Origin of the sequence: Pseudoalteromonas sp. CO342X (genome assembly GCF_004208915.1) — a bacterium.
GTDB classification, from domain to species: Bacteria; Pseudomonadota; Gammaproteobacteria; order Enterobacterales; family Alteromonadaceae; genus Pseudoalteromonas; species Pseudoalteromonas maricaloris.
The window spans coordinates 60,134-79,597 of record NZ_SGPH01000039.1 but is presented as its reverse complement, the minus strand read 5'-3'; the positions used below and the strand labels follow the sequence as shown (position 1 = coordinate 79,597).

The 19,464-nt window shown below is 43.1% G+C and carries 14 protein-coding genes; 4 read left to right on the top strand and 10 right to left on the bottom strand.

Annotation, left to right across the window (positions count from 1 at the left end; all coding sequences use genetic code 11):
* Nucleotides 1-35 precede the first annotated feature (35 nt).
* A complete protein-coding gene (locus EXT47_RS18505; protein WP_130127276.1) occupies nt 36-917 on the bottom strand; it encodes a LysR substrate-binding domain-containing protein in 882 nt (293 codons plus the stop codon).
* A 112-nt stretch (nt 918-1,029) separates the two neighbouring features.
* Between EXT47_RS18505 and EXT47_RS18500 the strand changes: the two genes are divergently transcribed.
* Complete coding sequence (locus tag EXT47_RS18500; protein ID WP_010375339.1) at nt 1,030-1,335, top strand: hypothetical protein; 306 nt, start codon at nt 1,030-1,032, stop codon at nt 1,333-1,335.
* A 68-nt stretch (nt 1,336-1,403) separates the two neighbouring features.
* Here EXT47_RS18500 and lodB read toward each other — a convergent pair whose 3' ends face one another.
* Both lodB and lodA read right to left on the bottom strand, forming a co-directional pair.
* On the bottom strand, nt 1,404-2,534 hold the full coding sequence (gene lodB, locus EXT47_RS18495) for a lysine-epsilon-oxidase maturase LodB (protein ID WP_240701630.1): 1,131 nt from the start codon (nt 2,532-2,534) through the stop codon (nt 1,404-1,406).
* A 5-nt stretch (nt 2,535-2,539) separates the two neighbouring features.
* Nucleotides 2,540-4,624 carry a CTQ-dependent lysine 6-oxidase LodA gene (gene lodA / locus EXT47_RS18490; RefSeq protein ID WP_130127274.1) on the bottom strand — a complete coding sequence of 695 codons (2,085 nt, stop codon included), beginning with the start codon at nt 4,622-4,624 and terminating at the stop codon, nt 2,540-2,542.
* A 387-nt stretch (nt 4,625-5,011) separates the two neighbouring features.
* Between lodA and EXT47_RS18485 the strand changes: the two genes are divergently transcribed.
* Nucleotides 5,012-6,703, top strand: coding sequence for a hemolysin D (locus EXT47_RS18485; RefSeq protein WP_130127273.1), 1,692 nt, complete (start codon nt 5,012-5,014; stop codon nt 6,701-6,703).
* Nucleotides 6,704-7,038: 335 nt separating this feature from the next.
* Here the strand turns inward: EXT47_RS18485 and EXT47_RS18475 are convergent, their stop codons facing one another.
* From EXT47_RS18475 to EXT47_RS18450, 6 genes are all read right to left on the bottom strand, one after another.
* Nucleotides 7,039-8,280: a UPF0149 family protein gene (locus EXT47_RS18475; protein WP_130127271.1), complete on the bottom strand. Its 1,242-nt coding sequence runs from the start codon at nt 8,278-8,280 to the stop codon at nt 7,039-7,041.
* Between the two features lie 197 nt (nt 8,281-8,477).
* Nucleotides 8,478-8,681: a hypothetical protein gene (locus tag EXT47_RS18470; RefSeq protein WP_130127270.1), complete on the bottom strand. Its 204-nt coding sequence runs from the start codon at nt 8,679-8,681 to the stop codon at nt 8,478-8,480.
* A gap of 149 nt (nt 8,682-8,830) precedes the next feature.
* Nucleotides 8,831-9,184, bottom strand: a complete 354-nt coding sequence (locus EXT47_RS18465; protein WP_130127269.1) for a hypothetical protein — start codon at nt 9,182-9,184, stop codon at nt 8,831-8,833.
* A gap of 24 nt (nt 9,185-9,208) precedes the next feature.
* Nucleotides 9,209-9,979: a hypothetical protein gene (locus EXT47_RS18460; protein WP_130127268.1), complete on the bottom strand. Its 771-nt coding sequence runs from the start codon at nt 9,977-9,979 to the stop codon at nt 9,209-9,211.
* A 189-nt stretch (nt 9,980-10,168) separates the two neighbouring features.
* Nucleotides 10,169-13,162: a DEAD/DEAH box helicase family protein gene (locus tag EXT47_RS18455; RefSeq protein WP_130127267.1), complete on the bottom strand. Its 2,994-nt coding sequence runs from the start codon at nt 13,160-13,162 to the stop codon at nt 10,169-10,171.
* 4 nt (nt 13,163-13,166) lie between these two features.
* Complete coding sequence (locus EXT47_RS18450; protein ID WP_130127266.1) at nt 13,167-13,769, bottom strand: bifunctional 2-polyprenyl-6-hydroxyphenol methylase/3-demethylubiquinol 3-O-methyltransferase UbiG; 603 nt, start codon at nt 13,767-13,769, stop codon at nt 13,167-13,169.
* Between the two features lie 607 nt (nt 13,770-14,376).
* Here EXT47_RS18450 and dgt point away from each other — a divergent pair.
* Together dgt and EXT47_RS18440 are read left to right on the top strand one after the other, a co-directional pair.
* Nucleotides 14,377-15,918: a dGTPase gene (gene dgt, locus EXT47_RS18445; protein ID WP_130127265.1), complete on the top strand. Its 1,542-nt coding sequence runs from the start codon at nt 14,377-14,379 to the stop codon at nt 15,916-15,918.
* A 114-nt stretch (nt 15,919-16,032) separates the two neighbouring features.
* Nucleotides 16,033-16,731 (top strand): hypothetical protein, encoded by a 699-nt coding sequence (locus EXT47_RS18440; RefSeq protein WP_102058542.1) that lies wholly within the window; start codon nt 16,033-16,035, stop codon nt 16,729-16,731.
* 60 nt (nt 16,732-16,791) lie between these two features.
* Here EXT47_RS18440 and EXT47_RS18435 read toward each other — a convergent pair whose 3' ends face one another.
* Nucleotides 16,792-19,173: a TonB-dependent receptor gene (locus EXT47_RS18435; protein WP_130127264.1), complete on the bottom strand. Its 2,382-nt coding sequence runs from the start codon at nt 19,171-19,173 to the stop codon at nt 16,792-16,794.
* Between the last annotated feature and the right edge of the window lie 291 nt (nt 19,174-19,464).

The following is a 19,464-nucleotide window of genomic DNA, read 5'->3' as shown; positions in this document are numbered from 1 at the left end:
AAAATACATCGTGAGATAAGGCTAAATAGTATAGCTCAGCACGCGCTAAGCTCGGCAACTATCCAATCCCGAAACGCCTTTAATTTAGGCCACTCAAAGTGACGCTCAGGTGCGACCAAGAAATAGCGATATTCACACAACCACGCAAAGTCGGGATAGATTTCTAACTGGCCAAGCTCTAAAGATTGATTCACTAAACGTCGACGTAACAAAGAGAACCCCTGCCCAGCCACCGTTGCCTGCTGCACCAATGCTGCATTATCAATTTTGAGATTACTGAATGTATGACCACTTAAACCCAGTTGCTTGTTTAGCTCAAGCCACGCATGTTGATTATCTCGACCTTCGTCATAGATAAAATTGAGCTTTGATAGCTGCTCTCGCAGCGGTTTGTTTGGGTCAATTAATCCAGGGCGGTAGGCAAGAACTAACTCATCTTCAGCGATGAGTTCGCTTTTCAGTCCCGGATAGTTACCAAATCCAAAGCGGATCCCAATATCGATATCGTCGCGGTTAAAATCGGCGAGTTGCTCGGTAGGATCAATACGCAGCTGGAAGTCTGGCAATGCTTTGTTGAAGCTCGCCAATCTAGGCAAAAGCCAACAAGTAGCAAATGAAGGCAAAACCGACAGGTTAATGGTGTTTGGGTTAGGATCTGATTTTAACGTCGATAGACCCATTTCCATTTGCCCAAAGGCCTTGTGTAAGTACGGCAACAAGTCTTGTCCTTGCTGAGTTAGCAATACTTTTCTTGTTTGTCGTTCAAATAACATACAACCAAGCTGTTGCTCAAGGGTTCTTATCTGTTGACTCACGGCAGCTTGAGTCACAAATAAGGCTTCCGCCGCCTGCTTAAAACTGCCTAATTCCGCCGCCGTTTTAAAATACCAAAGTCCTTTGAGTGGAGGTGATTTCATTCGCCGCCTTACTTAATTAAAACTTAACTATAGGTCAGAATTTCTAGTTTGTCAGTTTTATGAATGCACACAATACTTAGCAGTGAAATCAGAGACGGAAGGAGTCTTTATCATGAAATATGCAATTATTCTTGCATTTCCTCTAGCAGCACTCGCATCAACATCCGAGCAGGTACAAACTGAAAAAGTATTTACCGATGCAGGATACCCCTACAAAAACTTAATCATGAAGGCCGAAAAAGTGGAGCTTGTTTATTCAGAAGAGCAAAACAAAACGACCTGTCGAGTTAAAGTCTATAGCGGTGATGTACTTCATGAAGGGGAGCCTATGGAGATATCGGCTAAAACGTTTTCAACCGATCCCGTCAAGGGCTGTCTTGCCCGACAAAACGCCAAACACATTTTAAGTTTGCTTTAATATAAGCTAACCCGAAATCAGAATAACAACTTGTGCGCTAGCAGTTGTTATTCTTCGGTTAGCTTCAGCTAAGCAACCTGATTGATAAGTTGCTGCCGCTTGAACCAAAAAGGCGCGTCACACCAACGTTTCTCCTTATTATAAAACTGCTGCTTTAGCGCTAAGTATTGATCAAACTGATCCGCTAAGTCTTGTTGATATACTTTGCTGCTATGCATAAATGCATGAGATGTTTTGGTATTGCCGATAATGGCTGCCGCTTGGCACCCCGATGTCATGGCAAACCCTAATCCCATAGAAGAAATAGGGTCAAACGCACAAGCCGCATCCCCCACAGGTAAATAATTTTTGAGATGAGCAAAACTGCTAAAATGACTCCCGGCGGGTCGGATCCATAGGTTTTCGTCGACCATCTTTGCATCCTCTACCCGCCGTGACATATATTTACTACTACCTAAGTGCGCTTGCCACTGCGTCAGACGATTTAGGCGCTGCTTAGAGAGCAATTCAAAATCACTGAAATACGTTACAACTAACATATCGTTAGAAAGCGCCGCACTGTACCACCAGCCAAATTCATCGCTTTCAATTAATTGCAGTTGCTCAAGCGCCCCCCGCTTTACTTTAAAGAAGGCACCAACCCCAGTAAGTCTGTCATATTGCTGAACAGCCGCTCCTAGAGATCTGCCAATAGACGAATTACGTCCTGACGCATCAACTAGATACTTGCAAACAATGGTAAACTGACCATAGTCAGGATGACTCACCACCACTGAGTAACGGCCGTCTTGTAACTGAGTAATTGCTTTGCTTTTAGTGCGCGGGAATACCGTACCACCGCGCTGGATCGTGCTTTCAAGCAGGGTTAGATCAAATATCTCGCGATTAATTTGATAGGTTGCTCTGTCTGGTGCAAAAATCGCGTGACGATTAGCCGATTGCTCACTTCCCCAAAATGCACTATTACCTTGAGTTGGAGTAAAACAGTGCGGACCGAAATCCGCTTTGTCTATCTGCAAATAGTCCAATACCGAAAACACACTTGCAGATACACTTTCGCCAATTCTTAATTTTTGTAAATCAGACTGCTCGATTAAAATGACTGATAGGTCTGTGTGATTGAGCAAGTTTAATGCGGTGCTAGCCCCAGCAGGGCCAGCACCAATTACTAGCACATCACATTCGTGAGTACCATTCATATCCATTACCGTCTTGTTCGAGTACCGCTGCGAGGCACTTTTTTCGCAGCTCGTTTTTGCGTAATTGGCTTCGCCATTTTTTCTTCAAGCCCTTTTAGTATTGCTTTGGCCTTAGAGCACCCGCAAGACAGGTGATCTTTAAGGTCATCAGGAATGTAAAACACCGGAATATCGGTTCCGTCGTCTTGGCAATTCCCAGTAATATCGGAGACAGGCACATCCTTATACGCAAACAATTGGTGATTACGTTCGATTTCCGTAAAGTACGGGAAATTCGGTTCATCACTATTTTGATTGCGGATAAAACCAAGTGCCGACCAATGCTCAACCATTTGCACAAAGCTATTAATACCCCGTGCATAGTTGACTTGCTGGCCAGCTGGAAGGTGAGTAAGTGATTGATCATCAAATTGATTCGTCAATACATCCCAAGGGCTTTGCGGTGGCCACCAGTAACTATAGTAAGTTGGGGCTGCTGGCACCATTTGCGGATCGTCTTCCGTGCCGACGTTCACTTTATTCACCGTTGGCTCGGTAAAGTTCACATTTTGAATAGTACAATTGAAAAAGTCAGCTTGCCATGGGCATGCCATGCGCTTGGTTAAATCTCCAGGCTGACAACCACCACCTTCGCACTCATCACGCTCAGCATCCAAGCCACTTGGAAAGCCATTACCCATACTTTGATCTTTGATGATATAAGGCGCCGCGTACACTGCTGGATTTTGTAAACTCCACGTTACCTCAATCCCTGGACACATAGGTAAGCCAACGCAATTACCCACGCTACCTTGATCCGCATAAAATACGCCAAACTCATCGACTGCGCTCTGTGGCGCTGAAGGTTTAGCACTTGAAAAGTTACCAGCGGCCCACTGACTCAGTAAGAAGTATTGAGTCTGCGTTAACGTTAAAAACTTATCGACAATATTGTCTTCGGCGTTGCTCACCGAGTTACTGCCAGAGTTCATTGGCATCAGTGGTAAATTACCCTCAATACCATACTCGAAGAGTTGCTGATTGGTTTGATCGTTTGGCGGAGTTTGCTGCACTGTGGCTGGGTCAACTGGCTGTCTAAAATACTTAAAGTAAGCCTGACGATTCGCTTTGTTATCTTCAGAGCTATCTTTAAAATCAAAAATATTGGAAACAAATGCCGACATAGATTGGACATTTGATACCCACTGATACCGACTGATACGCTGGATAATCGGCTCAATATCTTGGTAATAATTTGCCTGATAAGAAGACTGATACTCACCATTGCTGTAAAGCTCAGGACATAAGTTTTGTTCACGTACCGCAACGTCAAACATAGTATCACTGAGGTTGGAGATATTGACGATTTCCGGTGCAAAGTCCGGAGAGCCAACAATTACCCAAGCTGAGAGCTGCAAGGTTTTACCATCGTCAAACGTAACCGTGCAATACACAGTCCCATCCGCAATATCATCATGCCACGTGTCCGCGCCACCGTAAGATTCAAGAGGCTGGTTACCACCCGCATTCCCTTTACCGCCAAGTACTACTAAGCGGCCTTCGTTATCGGTTAAAATATCTCCGAGCGACTTTATTTCAGTGCCTTGGCACGGTTTGGGAGGGAAACTAACCGGATATCCTGCAGGCGCACTGGCGGCGTCAAATTCAGCTTTTGCATTTGCGCCAGATATCGTTCTTGGACCTGGGTCAATAATTAGGCTTCGACGATCCGTTGCATCTGCATTACGCCAAGGCGTGTTGCGATTGCTATAACTATTATCTTGACCATAGAGTAAGTTGCCTTGTAATTCATTAAACTCATACCATGCCGCCTTTTTATTCGCGACGTGTACGGTCCAACTAATGGATTTCACGTTATCGCTCGATAACGTTAGTTCATTGTTATTTTCGTCAATGATTTTAAAGGGTTGGCCCTGTCTGCGGATCCGGCCTTCTGCATCTTTAAACTGACTGACAGGGCTGTCTATCTTATTGCCCCATTCATCGGATTCAAATGGTAAACCGCCTATTTTGTCTGGTGCTAAATAAAACTGACCATCGCTATTACCGAGTCTTGCGACACCGACAGAGGGGTGAAGTGAATAGTTCATATTTATATCCTTTAGATATAGTAACCACGGCACAAAACAACACACTTGTTAACAAAACATACTCAAGTGTGCGCTAACTTTCGCTTAAATTGAGTCCCAGCTAAGTAGAGTAACTGTAGCACCAGCAATAAAATGTGCATATTTCACTTCATTACAGAACATACGACACGAACAAAATAACCAACAACCATATGATATTAATTGAAAAATACTTTTATCTTTTTTAAACCATGTAAGAGCCTAACACTCAAAGAACAAATCAGGTGATTAGAAAACTTATTCGTTACAAACAAAAATTAATTGAAACATTTATTTCACAAACTATAATCCTTGTCCCTCAGTTGAGTAAAAACGTTATTTTTTGCTTTTAGTTTTCAAGGAGTAGATATGAAAATAAAGCCTCTCACATTTGCACTAGGACTTGCATTAAGCAGCACAGTTCAAGCATTCACCCAATTTGGTGGACAAGGGATCATGCCCATGGGACATGAATGGTTAACCCGCACCGCAGCACTTGAAGTGCTGGATGCCGAACATATTATCGAACCAGATCCTAACGACCCCAGACACGCTTGGCGCTATGGTCTGGCAAAGAACATCGCGCTACATACCGCACAAGATGAAATTACTCGACTCCAATCCCAGCTAAACAATAACCCACTCTATGAACCAAGATACGACAGTGTGAATTCCGCCATTGTCGGTGAGCGTTGGGTTGATATTGCTGGATTTAACGTCACCAACGCCAGTACCGATCCTACCGGTCCAAACTGTTTTAGCGCAGTCTCGCAAGAACCGGCTGACATTCAGCTAGATCACTTTATGCGCCGCTATGATGATATTGCAGGCCAAGGTGGTGTAGATGCAGCTTATCGCGCGCAAAAACGCTTTGTTCAACATTTTATTGATGCAGCCATGGCTGAGGAAAAGCGCCTCAAAGTATGGGATGGTGGTGGCCACGCCGCACTTGCGGAAGTAGATCATAATTACTTCTTGTTTGGCCGTGCCGTTCACCTATTTCAAGACTCATTTAGTCCAGAACATACGGTAAGGCTCCCACAAGATAACTACGAAAAGGTTTGGCAAGTAAAAGCTTATCTTTGCTCAGAAGGTGCCGAGCAGCATTCGCACGACACCAAAGATGTGCTCAACTTCGCCAGTGGCGATGTAATTTGGCAAGCGAATACACGCTTAGAGTCTGGTTGGCAGTCTTATCGTATTAGTAGCATGAAACCGGTTGCGATTGTCGCGCTGGAGGCCAGTAAAGATCTCTGGGCTGCGTTTATTCGCACAATGGCAACGCCAAAATCACAAAGACGTAGCGTAGCCGAGCAAGAAGCACAACTACTGGTACAGAACTGGTTGTCGTTTGACGAGGCCGCTATGCTAGCTTGGTATGAGGACGAAAGTAAACGTGACCATACTTATGTACTGGCCCCTAATGAGTCAGGAAAAGGGAAGTCGCTTGAAGCCTGTATGGCAGAGCTAAATGTAGGTACAACTAGCCAAGCCGAGCGTGTTGCACAGCTAGATGCAGAGCGAAACCAATGTCTTTTTAATATCGAAGCCGAACCTGGTTTTGAAGATCTTAACGACCCACACTTAGATATACCCTACAACTGGCGTTGGAAATCTCTAACCTGGCAAACGCCACCAAGCGGCTGGACATATCCGCAGTTAAGTGCTGATTCGGGCACACAAATCACGATAAAGTCGCCAATAAATAATCAGTATTTAGCGGCACAGACCCTGAATAATGACACCCGAATTACCTTTAGCCCAAATGAGCCTCTCGATTTAATTCAGGTAACCAATGCTGAGGGTCTGCACTATTTTAGAGCCACTCAAGCCCCTTCACTGTTTTTAAGTTACAGCAGCAAAAGCGCAGGTTATCTCAAGCTCGTAGACTCCCCTAAACAAGCACTCTACTCGTTGATATATCAAGGTGGTGTTTGGAATATCAAAAATCAATTTTGGCAGCAATATATTTGGTTTAACCAAGCACAAAACCAACCTGAGTTAAATCGCCATGGCGAGCCGGACCAGTTATCCGCTAAGTGGATGATTGAAGGCATATAACGTAACACAACCCCCAACCAACAGGCCCTATCTAATTGAGGGCCTTTTCCTAAATAACCTGAGCTGCGGATAATTAATGCCTTTCTAGCAGCCAGTTTTAGCGCTAACTGCGTTGAATTCACTTCCAATAGCAAGCTATTGGTGCGTAAATTCGCCTTGCCTACAGGATGTAGGTACCTTAGCGAGAGCAGGACGCGGAAGCGGTGTTTTCCCTAAAACTCTCTGGCTAGACAAGGAAAAAACTAAGTTATGCTTTAGCAACAATGAGTTGGAACATTCCTTATCCAAACCTCAGGTTAAATAGACTCACTCAGCAAGCCTGAAACAAAGTACAATTAACTTTTCTTACGCAGCCAAAACAGGCTTCCTTCAACGCTTAACCAGGCTTTTTTTCCACCACAATCTATATAACTTAAGACTTCTTCTTTTGAACCCAATGTGTAGCCATATATCTCTTTTTGTTTGGTCTTTTCTTGACCTGTAAGCATCTTGATAAAGTGCTTATTGTACCCTTTGATTGTTGCTTTTAGCTCATTCAAGGCTTTGCTCTCGCCATCCTGCGCAAAACGCATCAACGCCTCTGCAGATAGCATAAAAATACTCTCTTCTTCATATTCATCGAGGCAAGCTTGTAGTTTATCCCACTGTTTTAAGATCACTAAACCGTTCACATACAGGTATCGACAGGCCTGATTGTCGTTAGGATTAAGTCGCAGCAGCACGTCTAACTCATCAACCGCCTCTTGTACTCTGTCTGCCCAAAAGTAAATCCACGCTTTATGGTAACGAATAAACATATAGGGTCTGGTTTCGTGGATAAGCCAAAAGTTACCTTGATTTTCCTCAATATAATCAGGCGTAATAAAGTCTTGTTCTTCATTATGAATAAACTGGTCAAGTAAAGGGATTGAATCGATGTGAGTCAATTTGAGTAAGTTCTCAATCAGTGAGTTTCTTATTTCTTCCTGTTCTTCATCAAAATCTTCTTCAAGTTCAAACGTTCCGAGCTCGTTGTCTAACTCAGGATCCCAAATTAAAGTATCCCCTAACTCCATAATCGCGCCTGCCAAATAACGCTTTACATCATGAGCCTCCCGCTCAAAAGGCACCATAGGCTCAGCGTTTGAAAATGCCGCCTTTGCTGCATCTAAGCTAGTAAATCCGGTGAGCTGTTGTTGTAATTCATTTACCGCACCTTTCTGCTCTAGTGACAAGTTCTCAAAAGATACTTTATCCAAAGCTTTGAGCAGACCAAGACAAAAGCTCGGTAATGGAGCCCCCTTTGCTAATGATGCTGCAAAGTCTTGCTTAGAGAGCGCACACTCTTTTGGCAACTTATAAGTTTTGCCATCCAAGCTTGAAACGCACTGCTCATGCAAATCCATTAAAGCCTCTAACTGAGCACGGTAAATAGCCGTGTAATCACCAAAGAGCTCAGGCAACCACTCGTGTATTTCAGCCATATCATTAATAGCAACTTTGCCAATCAAATAGCCTTCAACAAAATAATAATCCGGTTGATGCTGAGTATCCTTAGAAAAGGCATTAACAGCTTTGCGTAACGCACTTGGAGTCATATTGAACATTCCTTTAATAATTGGGTAGGTAGGGGCAGCTTTACGCAGCGAACTCTACAAAAACATCGCGGAATAAATCCGCTCCTACCATACTAGCCTTACGCTGGTAGGAGCCACTTTACGTGGCGATCTTTACAAAAAACATCGCGGAATAAATCCACTCCCACCACACTAGCTCCCCGCTGGTGGGAGCCGCTTTACGCGGCGATCTTTACAGAAAGCATCGCGGAATAAATACGATCCCACCATACTAGCTCCCCGCTGGTAGGAGCCACTTTACGGGCGATCTTTTCATAAAACATCGCGGAATAAATCCGCTCCCACCACACTAGCCCCGCTGATGGAAGGCGCTTCACGCGGCGATCTCTAAATAAAACATCGCGGAATAAATCCACTTCCACCACATTAGCACCCACTCGTAGGAGCCGCTTTACGCGGCGATCTTTACATAAAACATCGCGGAATAAATCCGCTCCCACCACACTAGGCCCGCTGGTGGGAGCCGCTTTACGCGGCGCTCTCTTGCATCCTATTCCAGAAAACCAATCCCTCACACAACCTTTCGGCGCTCCCAACCCCAACAAAGCACTAAAGCAACCACACCACTTGCATAGGTCACATACAAAGGCACTGAGGTGTCGGCATCCTCAGCATACATAAACACACTCGACATCACCCAAGCTGCAACTGCACCAATCAACAGCCATACCGCCGCAGAATACAACTTATACACCGGCGCACTTATATAACCCGACAACACCACACAAGCCGCTGCAACACCGCCTATCACCGGTTTTTTCCACCAGCCCGCATACTCCGCTAATATCCCGGCCAAGGTGGCTGACACGATAAAAGTTACGACGACGATCATAATAGACAGTAAAAATTTAAGGGCTTGGCTCATAATTCACCTTTGCAAAACCACAGACTACTGAACATAGTCCACAACATCCATGGATCTAAAGTTGAGATGCTTTTCTTCATGATGTTCTGCATCTAGCACTACTGACAAGTACGGAGCAAATACCATTTTTTCATCTGATGAGAGCTCAAACTCCATTTTAAACATTCGCTTACTTCCTACAGGCACAGTAAAATAATCAGAGTTATAACTACCATACCGCTTTTCACCTACATAGTATGCAAGTAATCTAGCTTGACTATCTTTATGATCAATCGCATAACTTTTATTTCTAATCCTAAAAGCATTATCACGAGGAAGTAGATTAATAGCGTAAAAGGAGCAAGTAAGGTTTTTACCGCGCTTTTCACATTTATCCTTCTTTACTTCAAACCCCGCGTAGTGTTGAAAAGTTTTGACGGGGCCATCGTATTCATCGTTGAACATGGAAAGTGATATCCAAGGATCTTTTAGAAACATCCCTGCTGAGAAAAATGCTGCATATACAAACACAGTTGAAATTGACTTTATGAATCTCCTAAAAGTGCTTAGTCCAGCTCGCTCAAATTGATAATATAAATAACTTATCATCACCACACTAAGCACCAAAATTGGTATAAAGCGAATCAAGCTACTACCAGAATAAAGTACGTAGGCCTTTATTATCTCAACAATATCAGTTGCATAAGCACCAATGACAATACTGGTTATAAAAACGGTAAAAGCAACAAATTTATTAAATGAAAATAAAGCCGCTTTTTTTACTGTGCTGTGTTGTTGTGACGCTGAGCCATCCATTTGTTTGCGTGTCCTAGCTACTAAAGTTGTGAAATACAATCAAAGTTTTTATAGATAAATAAATTTACAATCCATATACATAGAGTTCAAGCTATAACCTATCAACCGTTATGTTGATAGAGAAGCCTATCTGGTTGTTAAATCAATATCAGCTACTCTTTGACGCTGACAGTTCATATCCATCTAGCGTTAGTTTACAGGGAGTTTCAAAACTTCTCTCAACCGCGCAAACGTCACAAACTCATCGTTGGCTTCCATTACTGCATACTCTGGGCTTCTTGCCACAAGTAGGTAGGTTACTTCACCATGCACATTAATCTGTTTTCTTACATCTCGTAATAAAAATTGTTCGTCGTCAGCTGCGTCAAAGCGCTCGATGGCAATAGTAGTATTTGTAATTGATCCCGCATTGCTCGATGTGATCCGCTCAAGTAATAATAAGTCTCCATCGAAGATAGGGTGTTTCCCACCATTCATAGAGTTACCACTAGCATGAGCTAAGAAATGTTTTTCAGGGTCGACTTTTCCACACCCCGGAGGTGCAGGCACGAAGGACATTTCGCTGCTGTCACCTGTTTTAAAGTGACCACAAGCAATTTTCAAATTAGGAAAATATGGCAGCTGTACCACGTTTTCCGCAACATCTGTGCTTTGAAGTTGGTTTGGTATCGCATCATCTGTCACCGTCTGTGTACTTTCGAGTTCGGCTAGCCTGTCACGTTTGGTATGAAGATATCTAGCAAGGCGATAGCGACTTAACTCCAATATACAGTCGGTCAGTTGTTCAATATCTTGCGTTTCAACTTTAAGGTTTAGTTTGAAGTGTGCTTCTTCAATGGATTGATTTGGTGCTTGTTCAATTGAAAACCAGTGGTGTGTTTTGCGCTTATGTTCAGGTTTTTTTGCTTCCGTGAAAGCGTTAATCGGATTATCGAACCAATAATTGAACCAAGCTTTACTGCCCTTGCTTTTGCTTCTGTCCTTTTCTGATATGTCTAGCTTGCTTAGCTGAGGGTAGTGCAATAGCACATCATAACTCTTATCTGCCAGCGCTCTTAATGTGGGAGGGTAAGCTATACCATCGAGTTGAACAAAGGCTTCAAGCAAAATGGCTTTAAAGCATTTTGTCATACTGGTCATTTCGACAGCCTCTTTTAAAAACACCTTGTAGGGCGCAAGCCACTCAGCTGAAATACTACTAATGCTCTTTGCTTTTACAACGAGCTCAAACCAACTTCCATAAGCCTTTACCTTCTTAAACTCACCATATTCATGGAAAAACTCACAAGCATCAGGCGCATGACCTAACTGCTCTGTTAGATTTTGATAATCATCAAGAGCCGTGGTTCGCAGTTCTTTAGCGAGTTGCTGCCAAAAGTCAGTAATTTCTAGGTCGTAATTTACAAAACACCCTTCTGGTAGTTGAACTACTTGGTTGTCTTTACTGAACTTAGCAACTAAGTCTCTAGGCGAGTGTGTACCAAAAAGTGCATAAGGCTTGTTCAAAAAACTGTGGTGGTTACCAATAAAATCTAATACCACCAAATGCGTTTTCTGTTGATGGATTCTCAGTCCACGACCTAATTGTTGTAAGAATAAAACCTTTGATTCACTGGGCCTCAGCATCATCACAGTATCGATACTGGGTAAGTCAGTGCCCTCATTAAACAGGTCAACACTAAAAATAATTTGTAGTTTTCCAGATGCTAAATGCGCGAGTGCTTCACTGCGTTTTATGCTTGACTTTCCATGTACTGAAGCTGTTTTAATTCCCGCTTTATTGAAGTAGTTTGCCATGTAGTCGGCGTGTGCGGTCGAAATACAAAAAGCCAGCGTGCGTGTTTGCGCTAACTGTTTCCAGTGCTGTAAAGCATGTTTTGCTCTGCGCTCTGTCGCAAATTGATTGTTTAGACTGGTTGGATCAAACTTGCCGTTACGCCAAGGAATTGCGGTATAGTCAACGCTTTCGTCCCAAATACCATAATAGTGAAACGGCACGAGCGTTTTGGCGTCAATCCCCTGCACCATATTCCGCTCATAGACGAGGTTGTTGTCACACAGACTTAAAATATCGGCTTGGTCCGTTCGCTCTGGTGTAGCTGTTAAACCAAGTAAGAATTGCGGCTCAAAATAAGACAGCAAATTTCGGTATAATTTACTGCTCGCGTGATGAAATTCATCAACAATAATGTAGTCAAAGTAACCTGCTGTAAACTGCCTCAAACTCTCTGTTTTACCAATGCTCTGTACAGAGGCAAACAAAAAGTCGGCATCACTTTGTTTTTGCTTACCGGTATAAAACCCTGCGGTACAATCAATTAATCGCGTAAACGTCTTGGCCGCTTGTTTGAGAATTTCTTCTCTATGTGCCACAAATAGGACTTTTTTAGCGCCTACTTGTTGAACATCAAAAGCAGCAAGCCACGTTTTTCCCATTCCTGTCGCTAATACCACTAAGCCTCTTTTATAGCTTTGTGCTCTTGCATTATTCAGTTTTTCTAAGGCTTCTTGCTGCTCAGATCTAGGGCTAATCGGTTCAATATCTATATCAGCAACAACATTACTAACAGTTTTGAACTGTGGCTTCTTACGGCGTTCTTGATAGTGCTGTATCCATGGGTAGCTTAAACATGCGGTTTGAGGGTGAGTAAATAAACAGGCAAACGCAGCCTTAAACTGCAAAAATGTTGCCTCGTTATTACCACTCTGACTGGCTATAAAATCATGGCGAAAACACCATTCTAACCCTTGAGTTAGTGCCACTGCACTTATATTGTTTGAACCAATAAACGCACTACCCTCATAAATTTGGCCATCTTCACCTTTGGTTTTGGTGAAAATGTATGACTTCATATGGAAACTCTCATTTCCGCGTGTTTCATATACTCGCAGCTCAGCCCCTAAAGTATGTAGTGTCATCAATTCTTTAAGTGCGAGCGGGCAAGTGAAGTCTAGATAGTCTGAAGTAAGTAACTTTAATGTGGTGCCGTTTACTAGGGCGTCATACAAAGCATCAAAGAGTAAATCAAGACCAGAGCGCTGAATAAATGAAACGGTAATTTCAATCTCGTCAGCTTGCTCGATGGCATGAAGCAACGCAGGCAGTAAGGGGTCATCGCCCCCTACATAAAGTTGCTTATCCGTGCACAGCGCAAGTTTTCCTCCTTGGTTATTGCTGCTCACTTGATTAATCCTTCCTAAGTAGAGCGTTTAACCAAAGCTCATTATCTCGGTTGGGTCTTCTATCTTCCGTCACCCATAGCTTAATGACGTTGAGATTTAGACATGTTGTGGTAACTTTTGATAATCCGTCTTCATTAAGATCTGTAAATCTACGGCCATTGTGCTCCCGTTCACCCGCACCATATTTGAACGAAACATACAACACACCATGAGGTTTAAGCGCATCTTGTAACTTCACAAAAACATTAGACAGGTCTTTCTCTGCAACATGTAAAAGGCTGGCACAAGCCCAAATACCATCAAAAGCAGCAATATCTTGTACCTCTTCAAAGAATTGGTGTCTCACTGGTTGACCTAGTTGTGTAGCGGCAATCTTCACTAGCTTTTCGCACGCATCCATTGCGCTAACTTCATAGCCAAGTTGTTTGAACGCTACAGCGTCGCGGCCACTGCCACAACCAGCGTCTAAAATGTGAATATGACGTTTATCACGCTTTGGTAATTCAGGAAGAAACTCCTGATAAAGCGGTTGCATGTCCACATTGAATGTTGAGTTTGCAAATTCATCTGCATGTTGGTCGTAATAAGCGAGCGTAATTTCGGACATCTTTTACCTAACATAACTTCATTTAGTGGCGCAGTGTAAATGACGAAAAGTATGATTTCCATGTCACCATTGAAACTCTGCAAACTCACATTTGCTGTCCGTTGCCAATGTGATGCCACAGGAAAGCTGATCTTACTAATCTAAATGGTTAGATAAACGCTCAAACACATAAAGATCCTGTTCGTGAGCGGTTACTTCATCCTTAACCGCTGTATATATTCATTTGAAATTAGATGTAAACGAATGCTGAGAGTATTAAACCCGAAAATCCGTAAGTTTTGTAGTGATTTGCTTCAAATTTCTAAGCATTTGCCACCAAAGTGTTAGATATTTTTTGCAAAACCATTAAAACCAGGGTTAATTCAAACTGTTAAAAGTAACAAATATAGATGGGCTAGCCCATTACAACGTATTACAGCTATTTTTATCACTTTACTGGCTTAGTCGGTGTTTTGCCTGTTGTTAGTTCAGTACTGAGGTACTGTGCTACCTTACCTTATATGAAGGTTTGCTTGTAGGCTGGCTATGCGAGGTGTCGATTCGGTTTACAACTTTTCCACATTCACCTACATTGGAAATGTAGCTTTGGTCTCAACAGGAAAGTGGCATGCACTTCAAGAATAAAATAACAAACGAACGCCCTTACAATACTGGTGGCAGTGAGGCGAGTAGCCTTGAAAGTGACCGCGGGCGTATTATCAACAGTGCTGCGCTTAGGCGGCTGCAACAAAAAACTCAGGTGTTTCCGCTTGAGCGTAATGCGGCGGTGCGTTCGCGCTTAACGCACTCGCTTGAGGTGCAACAAAACGGCCGTTACATTGCTAAAAAAATTGTTGATGCGCTGGTGCTGCAAGGTAGGCAAGATTTGCTGCAATATGAAGATAAAAACGGCCAGCAGGTGGATTTGTCTGAGTGTTTGGTCACCCTGTCAGAAATGGCCTGTTTGATGCACGATATTGGTAACCCTGCGTTTGGTCACTTTGGCGAGGCCGCTATCAATGATTGGTTTAAACGCTATTTGAGCCAGCATCAACAGTTTGCAAAAAGTGCTCGAGCGGCGCTTAGGTATGGCTCAAAGGAGAGCAAAGCGTCGGATCTGGCGGTGCTGAATCAAGAAATGGAGTTACTGCTCGATATTTGTAGTTTTGAGGGTAACGCCCAAGCCATTCGCGTTATTCATACGCTTTCTCGACTCAATCTTACCTATTCACAATGTGCCACTGTGATGAAATATACCCGCTGCGCGACCACGCCTAAATCAACCGTGGCCATTGATAAGTCCTATCTGCAAAAGAAAGCAGGATACTATTTTAGTGAAAGTGATTTTGTCAGTGAGCTGTGCGACAAATTGCAGATCCAAGTGGGTAATCGCCACCCGGTGACTTATATCATGGAAGCGGCTGACGATATTGCTTATTGCCTTGCTGATATGGAAGACGCTGTAGAAAAAGGCATTATTAGCGTAGATGAGTTAACAGGCTGTTTAATAGAGGAATATCAAAATATCGCCGCAGGATTTGGGATCACCGATGACAAGCTTTTAGAGCTTATGAGTAAAAAGCTGCACTATGCCAATGACAAAGCCAGCAAGCATATGGCGAATTTTGATAATGAGTTTTTTATTTGGCTCCGCGTGGGGCTGTTGCACCCGCTTGCTGAACATGCCAAAACGCGTTTTATCGATAATATTGGTGCGATCTACGAAGGGAGTTTTAACGCTTCGTTACTGGAAGATAATAGCCACCTTCATGCCATTGTAAAGTCGCTGAAAACGGTCGCGGCCAACAAGGTATTCTCGAATAAAGAAGTCGAGCAGTTGGAGCTTCAAGGTTATAAGATCACCAGCAGCATATTGAATGAATATCAGCGAGTGCTTGACTTAAACGCTGATGAATTTAACGCAGCATTAAATGGCGACCATGACTTTGCGATAGAGTCGCGATTGATTAATCGGATTTCCAAAAAGTATGTAGCGGTATACCGCGAAACGGTCGCGCAGCTTAGTGATGCTGAGCAAGCAGAGCCGATTTTTGAGTTTTATTATCGTTGCCGCCTTATTCAGGATTTTATTAGCGGTATGACTGATCAGTTTGCTTATGATACGTATCGTGCGTTGACCGCCCTTGGAACCACGTCAGCTAGCCTATAAATTCGCACTTATTGCTCTCTAAATTTTATTAGCAAAGCTTTCAATATTAACAAAAACAATTTACCGTTATATATTTACAACAAAAGTTACAAAAATCAGGAAAGGATAATTCCGATGCAAACGATAACAACACCTAATGACCCCAGTTCAGAGATCAAAATTACTGCACCAAACTACTCTGAACTTACTCATTTACGCCCCATTATTCTCAATGCTCTACAAACCATCAATGAAACCTATATAGACAATCACAATATCCCCTGCTTTATGCTCCCATCCTCAGGTAAAGAAATTACTCTCACACCCGTTTTTTATCATGCTGCATTTGAAGCTTACAAAGATAAACAAGTCTCTTATACACCAAGCGCGGAAGTACAAGTGCCTAGAGCAAACGGATTTGGACGACTGGATTTAGCACTTATAAATAAAAAATACATTGAGTTATGTGAGTTAAAAGGAGCTCGAGTAAAGTTGCATGGCCCAGCTTCGAATGTGATTAAAAAGATTGAGAGCAAACTCAACTCCGCGAAGGAACAACTTAATAGCATTAACGTAAAAAAATTAGCAAAGGAAACGGCTCTTCGACTAGAAAAAACAGCGATTGTATCTTTAAATTTGATGACCCCCGAAGAGACTACTGAATACAATAATCGGTTTGCACTTGAGCAACTTCTAAGCAAAGTCAAGGAAAGTTATCCCTACGCACTGCGTGCATCACTCCTATACAAGCTAAGACACCAAATAAATCGTACATCGAGTAAAGATAAAGGTGAATATACGGTAGGTATGCTTGTCATAGCACTTAGAGTGTAAAAAGAGGTGCAAATTGCACCTCCTTTGAGTTTTGTAATCTAGTAATGCTTTACATGGATATTAAAACGTCACGTTTACACCAAACCAAATATTGCGGGCTTTGTCTTTTACGTTGTAGTCGTCGCTAAATACGACTTCACTTACCACACCACGGCCGCTTAGGTATTCGTATTTACCATCACCGTTTAAGTCGTTGTAATCTGTGCTATAAGACGTAAAGTCTTCATCCAATAAGTTATTGATACGCGCAAACACAGTAACATTGTCGTTAAAGGTGTATTTAGCACCTAAGTGCAGTAGGTTGTAGTTTTTGTAGTACATGGCTTTGTCTAGGTTGTTGTCCCAGCCACGGTAACGATCAGAGCGCATTTCAGCATTTAGTGTTAGGGAGAGCTCGTCCGTTACTTGCCAGTTTACCGTGGCATTTGCCATGTGTTCAGCGGTATTAGTTAGTGGTTGACCTTCTTGAGGGCCGCTCTTTTGCTCGCTGTCAGTCCAAGTGTAGTTCGCGTAAAGTGAAACCGCATCCGTGAACTGGTAACGGCCTGCAAGCTCAATGCCTTGGATCTCAACTTTGTCGATATTGATTTTTTGGCTATAAGTATCGTAGCCAAGCTCATCGTATACGCCCAAATTCACGCATGGTTTTGCACCATTGGTTGCAGAGCAGCTCTTGATGGTGTCACCACGGGCGATTTTATCGTCAAACTCCGTTGAGAAGTAAGTGATATTAAAATTGTGGTTCTCTGTTGGGTGTGTCCAATACAATGCAACTTCGTTGTTTACGCTGGTTTCTGGTTCAAGATCTGGGTTACCTGCAAACGGTGACGTACCTTGACCACCAAAGCCGGTAATACCGTTGTATAAGTCAGTCGTTTGTGGCGTTTTATAACCTGTACTGATCCCGCCTTTTACTGTCCAATCGTCAGACAGCTCGTATACACCGTATAGACGCGGAGAAAGTTGGCTACCAAATACATCGTGGTTATCGTGACGAACACCCACTGTAACTGTTAGCGGATCGCTTAAGTGCCAGTTATCTTCTACAAATAGCGAGTACATTTGGTGTTCCTGAACGCCTTGATCAACGCCCGACTCCATACCAAATACGCCATCTTGTAATTCACCATCAACCCACTGGCCGCCCACAACAAACACGTGATCGCCAAGTAAATCGTCAACAGGAATATCCACTCGCGCGTCTAACGTATATTGGTTGCTGTTCAGTGTACGCTTTGGACGTGGTAAGAATGTGCTTTCAGCAAGCGCTTTACGTTCTGCTTCTTCCATATCGGCATATTTACCACTGCCATCATACATGGCTTGTAGTAGTTTACGCTCAGCAACAGAAAGCGGCATAGTACGGCCATTGTTATCGGTATCAACAAACGCCAATGACACAAAGGTTTCAATATCACCAAAGGTACCTTGATGCGTTAGTGACCACCAGCTTCTATCAAATTCTTGATCCGCCGCATAACCTGCGCGTGGATTTACCACACCGCGACGGTCTTGCCAGATTGATTCGATGTTGTCTTTGGTACCAAGCGGATAGGTAATTTTGCCCGACTCAACGTCGTAGTTTGGTGTATTATCGTACTCTTGATTTGAGATATCGTAGTCAAAAGTAACAGTGTGGTTGTCGTTTGGCGTAAATACAAACGTCGCACCAAGTTGCGTATTAGTGTTATCAACCGTTCTACCACCACTACCAAAACCAAGTTCACGATGATGCTGCTCACCATTTGGATCGATTGCAGGTGAAAACTCAGGGTTTGAAGCTTGACGCTCATAAATGCTACCGCGAGCAGAAAAGTTGAGTAAACCTTTAACCAAAGGTCCATAGATACTGAAGTCAGTGGTAATGTCATCACCAAACTGGTCGTTTGTTTGTAGGCTTCGGCCAAAATCGATGCTGCCAGTCCATTCATCTACTGACTTTTTAGTAATAATGTTGATTACGCCGCCCATCGCATCTGCGCCGTAAAGTGTAGAGGCAGGTCCCCTAATCACTTCAATTCGCTCAATGGCACTTTTAGGTGGAATATGGTTAAACGCGTTACCACCAAAGTTATTTGGGTAGATATCACCGTGGTTGTTTTGACGCTTACCGTCGATAAGAAGCAGCGTATATTCACCTGTTAAACCGCGCATACTCACGCTGCCTTGCCCGGTTTTATCTCGAGTTGTGCCAATGTCCACGCCTTCTTGGTACTTCACGGCATCAAGTAAAGTCGTATAGGACTGAGCTTGAATGTCTTCAGCGGTGATCACTGAAATACTCGCTGGTGCTTCTGGTATTTTTTGCTCAAAGCCGGTCGCTGTTACCACGATGCGCTCCATGTCTGGCTGCGCTTTTACCGAATCAGCAAAAGCAACTGGACTAAGGGCAGAAAGCACCAAAGCAGAAAGTACACCACGTTTAAAAGGCGTGTTTGTCATTGTTAATATCCCAAAATTTATTGCATTAAAGTAAATTTTGGCGCGTACTCTAAATGGAAACTGAACAAAAGTCAAAAACATTGATAATTAATCTCATTTGCATTTTTGATTTAAATCATATTTAAGGGGCGTTATAGGCTTTTTGATTTTTCTTTTTTCTGCTTATGAAGAGATCGCCGCGTAAAGCGGCGATTTTTAGAGAAAAGAGCGCGGAGTAAATCCGTTCCTACAATATACTCAAACCCTTGGTAGGAAGCGCTTTACGCGGCGATTATTAGAGAAAAGAGCGCG

Excerpts from the sequence above, each read along its gene's own strand:
- EXT47_RS18505 (WP_130127276.1), bottom strand. The coding sequence starts at position 917 with ATGAAATCACCTCCACTCAAAGGACTTTGGTATTTTAAAACGGCGGCG.
- EXT47_RS18500 (WP_010375339.1), top strand. The coding sequence starts at position 1,030 with ATGAAATATGCAATTATTCTTGCATTTCCTCTAGCAGCACTCGCATCA.
- lodB (WP_240701630.1), bottom strand. The coding sequence starts at position 2,534 with ATGAATGGTACTCACGAATGTGATGTGCTAGTAATTGGTGCTGGCCCT.
- lodA (WP_130127274.1), bottom strand. The coding sequence starts at position 4,624 with ATGAACTATTCACTTCACCCCTCTGTCGGTGTCGCAAGACTCGGTAAT.
- EXT47_RS18485 (WP_130127273.1), top strand. The coding sequence starts at position 5,012 with ATGAAAATAAAGCCTCTCACATTTGCACTAGGACTTGCATTAAGCAGC.
- EXT47_RS18475 (WP_130127271.1), bottom strand. The coding sequence starts at position 8,280 with ATGACTCCAAGTGCGTTACGCAAAGCTGTTAATGCCTTTTCTAAGGAT.
- EXT47_RS18465 (WP_130127269.1), bottom strand. The coding sequence starts at position 9,184 with ATGAGCCAAGCCCTTAAATTTTTACTGTCTATTATGATCGTCGTCGTA.
- EXT47_RS18460 (WP_130127268.1), bottom strand. The coding sequence starts at position 9,979 with ATGGATGGCTCAGCGTCACAACAACACAGCACAGTAAAAAAAGCGGCT.
- EXT47_RS18450 (WP_130127266.1), bottom strand. The coding sequence starts at position 13,769 with ATGTCCGAAATTACGCTCGCTTATTACGACCAACATGCAGATGAATTT.
- dgt (WP_130127265.1), top strand. The coding sequence starts at position 14,377 with ATGCACTTCAAGAATAAAATAACAAACGAACGCCCTTACAATACTGGT.
- EXT47_RS18440 (WP_102058542.1), top strand. The coding sequence starts at position 16,033 with ATGCAAACGATAACAACACCTAATGACCCCAGTTCAGAGATCAAAATT.
- EXT47_RS18435 (WP_130127264.1), bottom strand. The coding sequence starts at position 19,173 with ATGACAAACACGCCTTTTAAACGTGGTGTACTTTCTGCTTTGGTGCTT.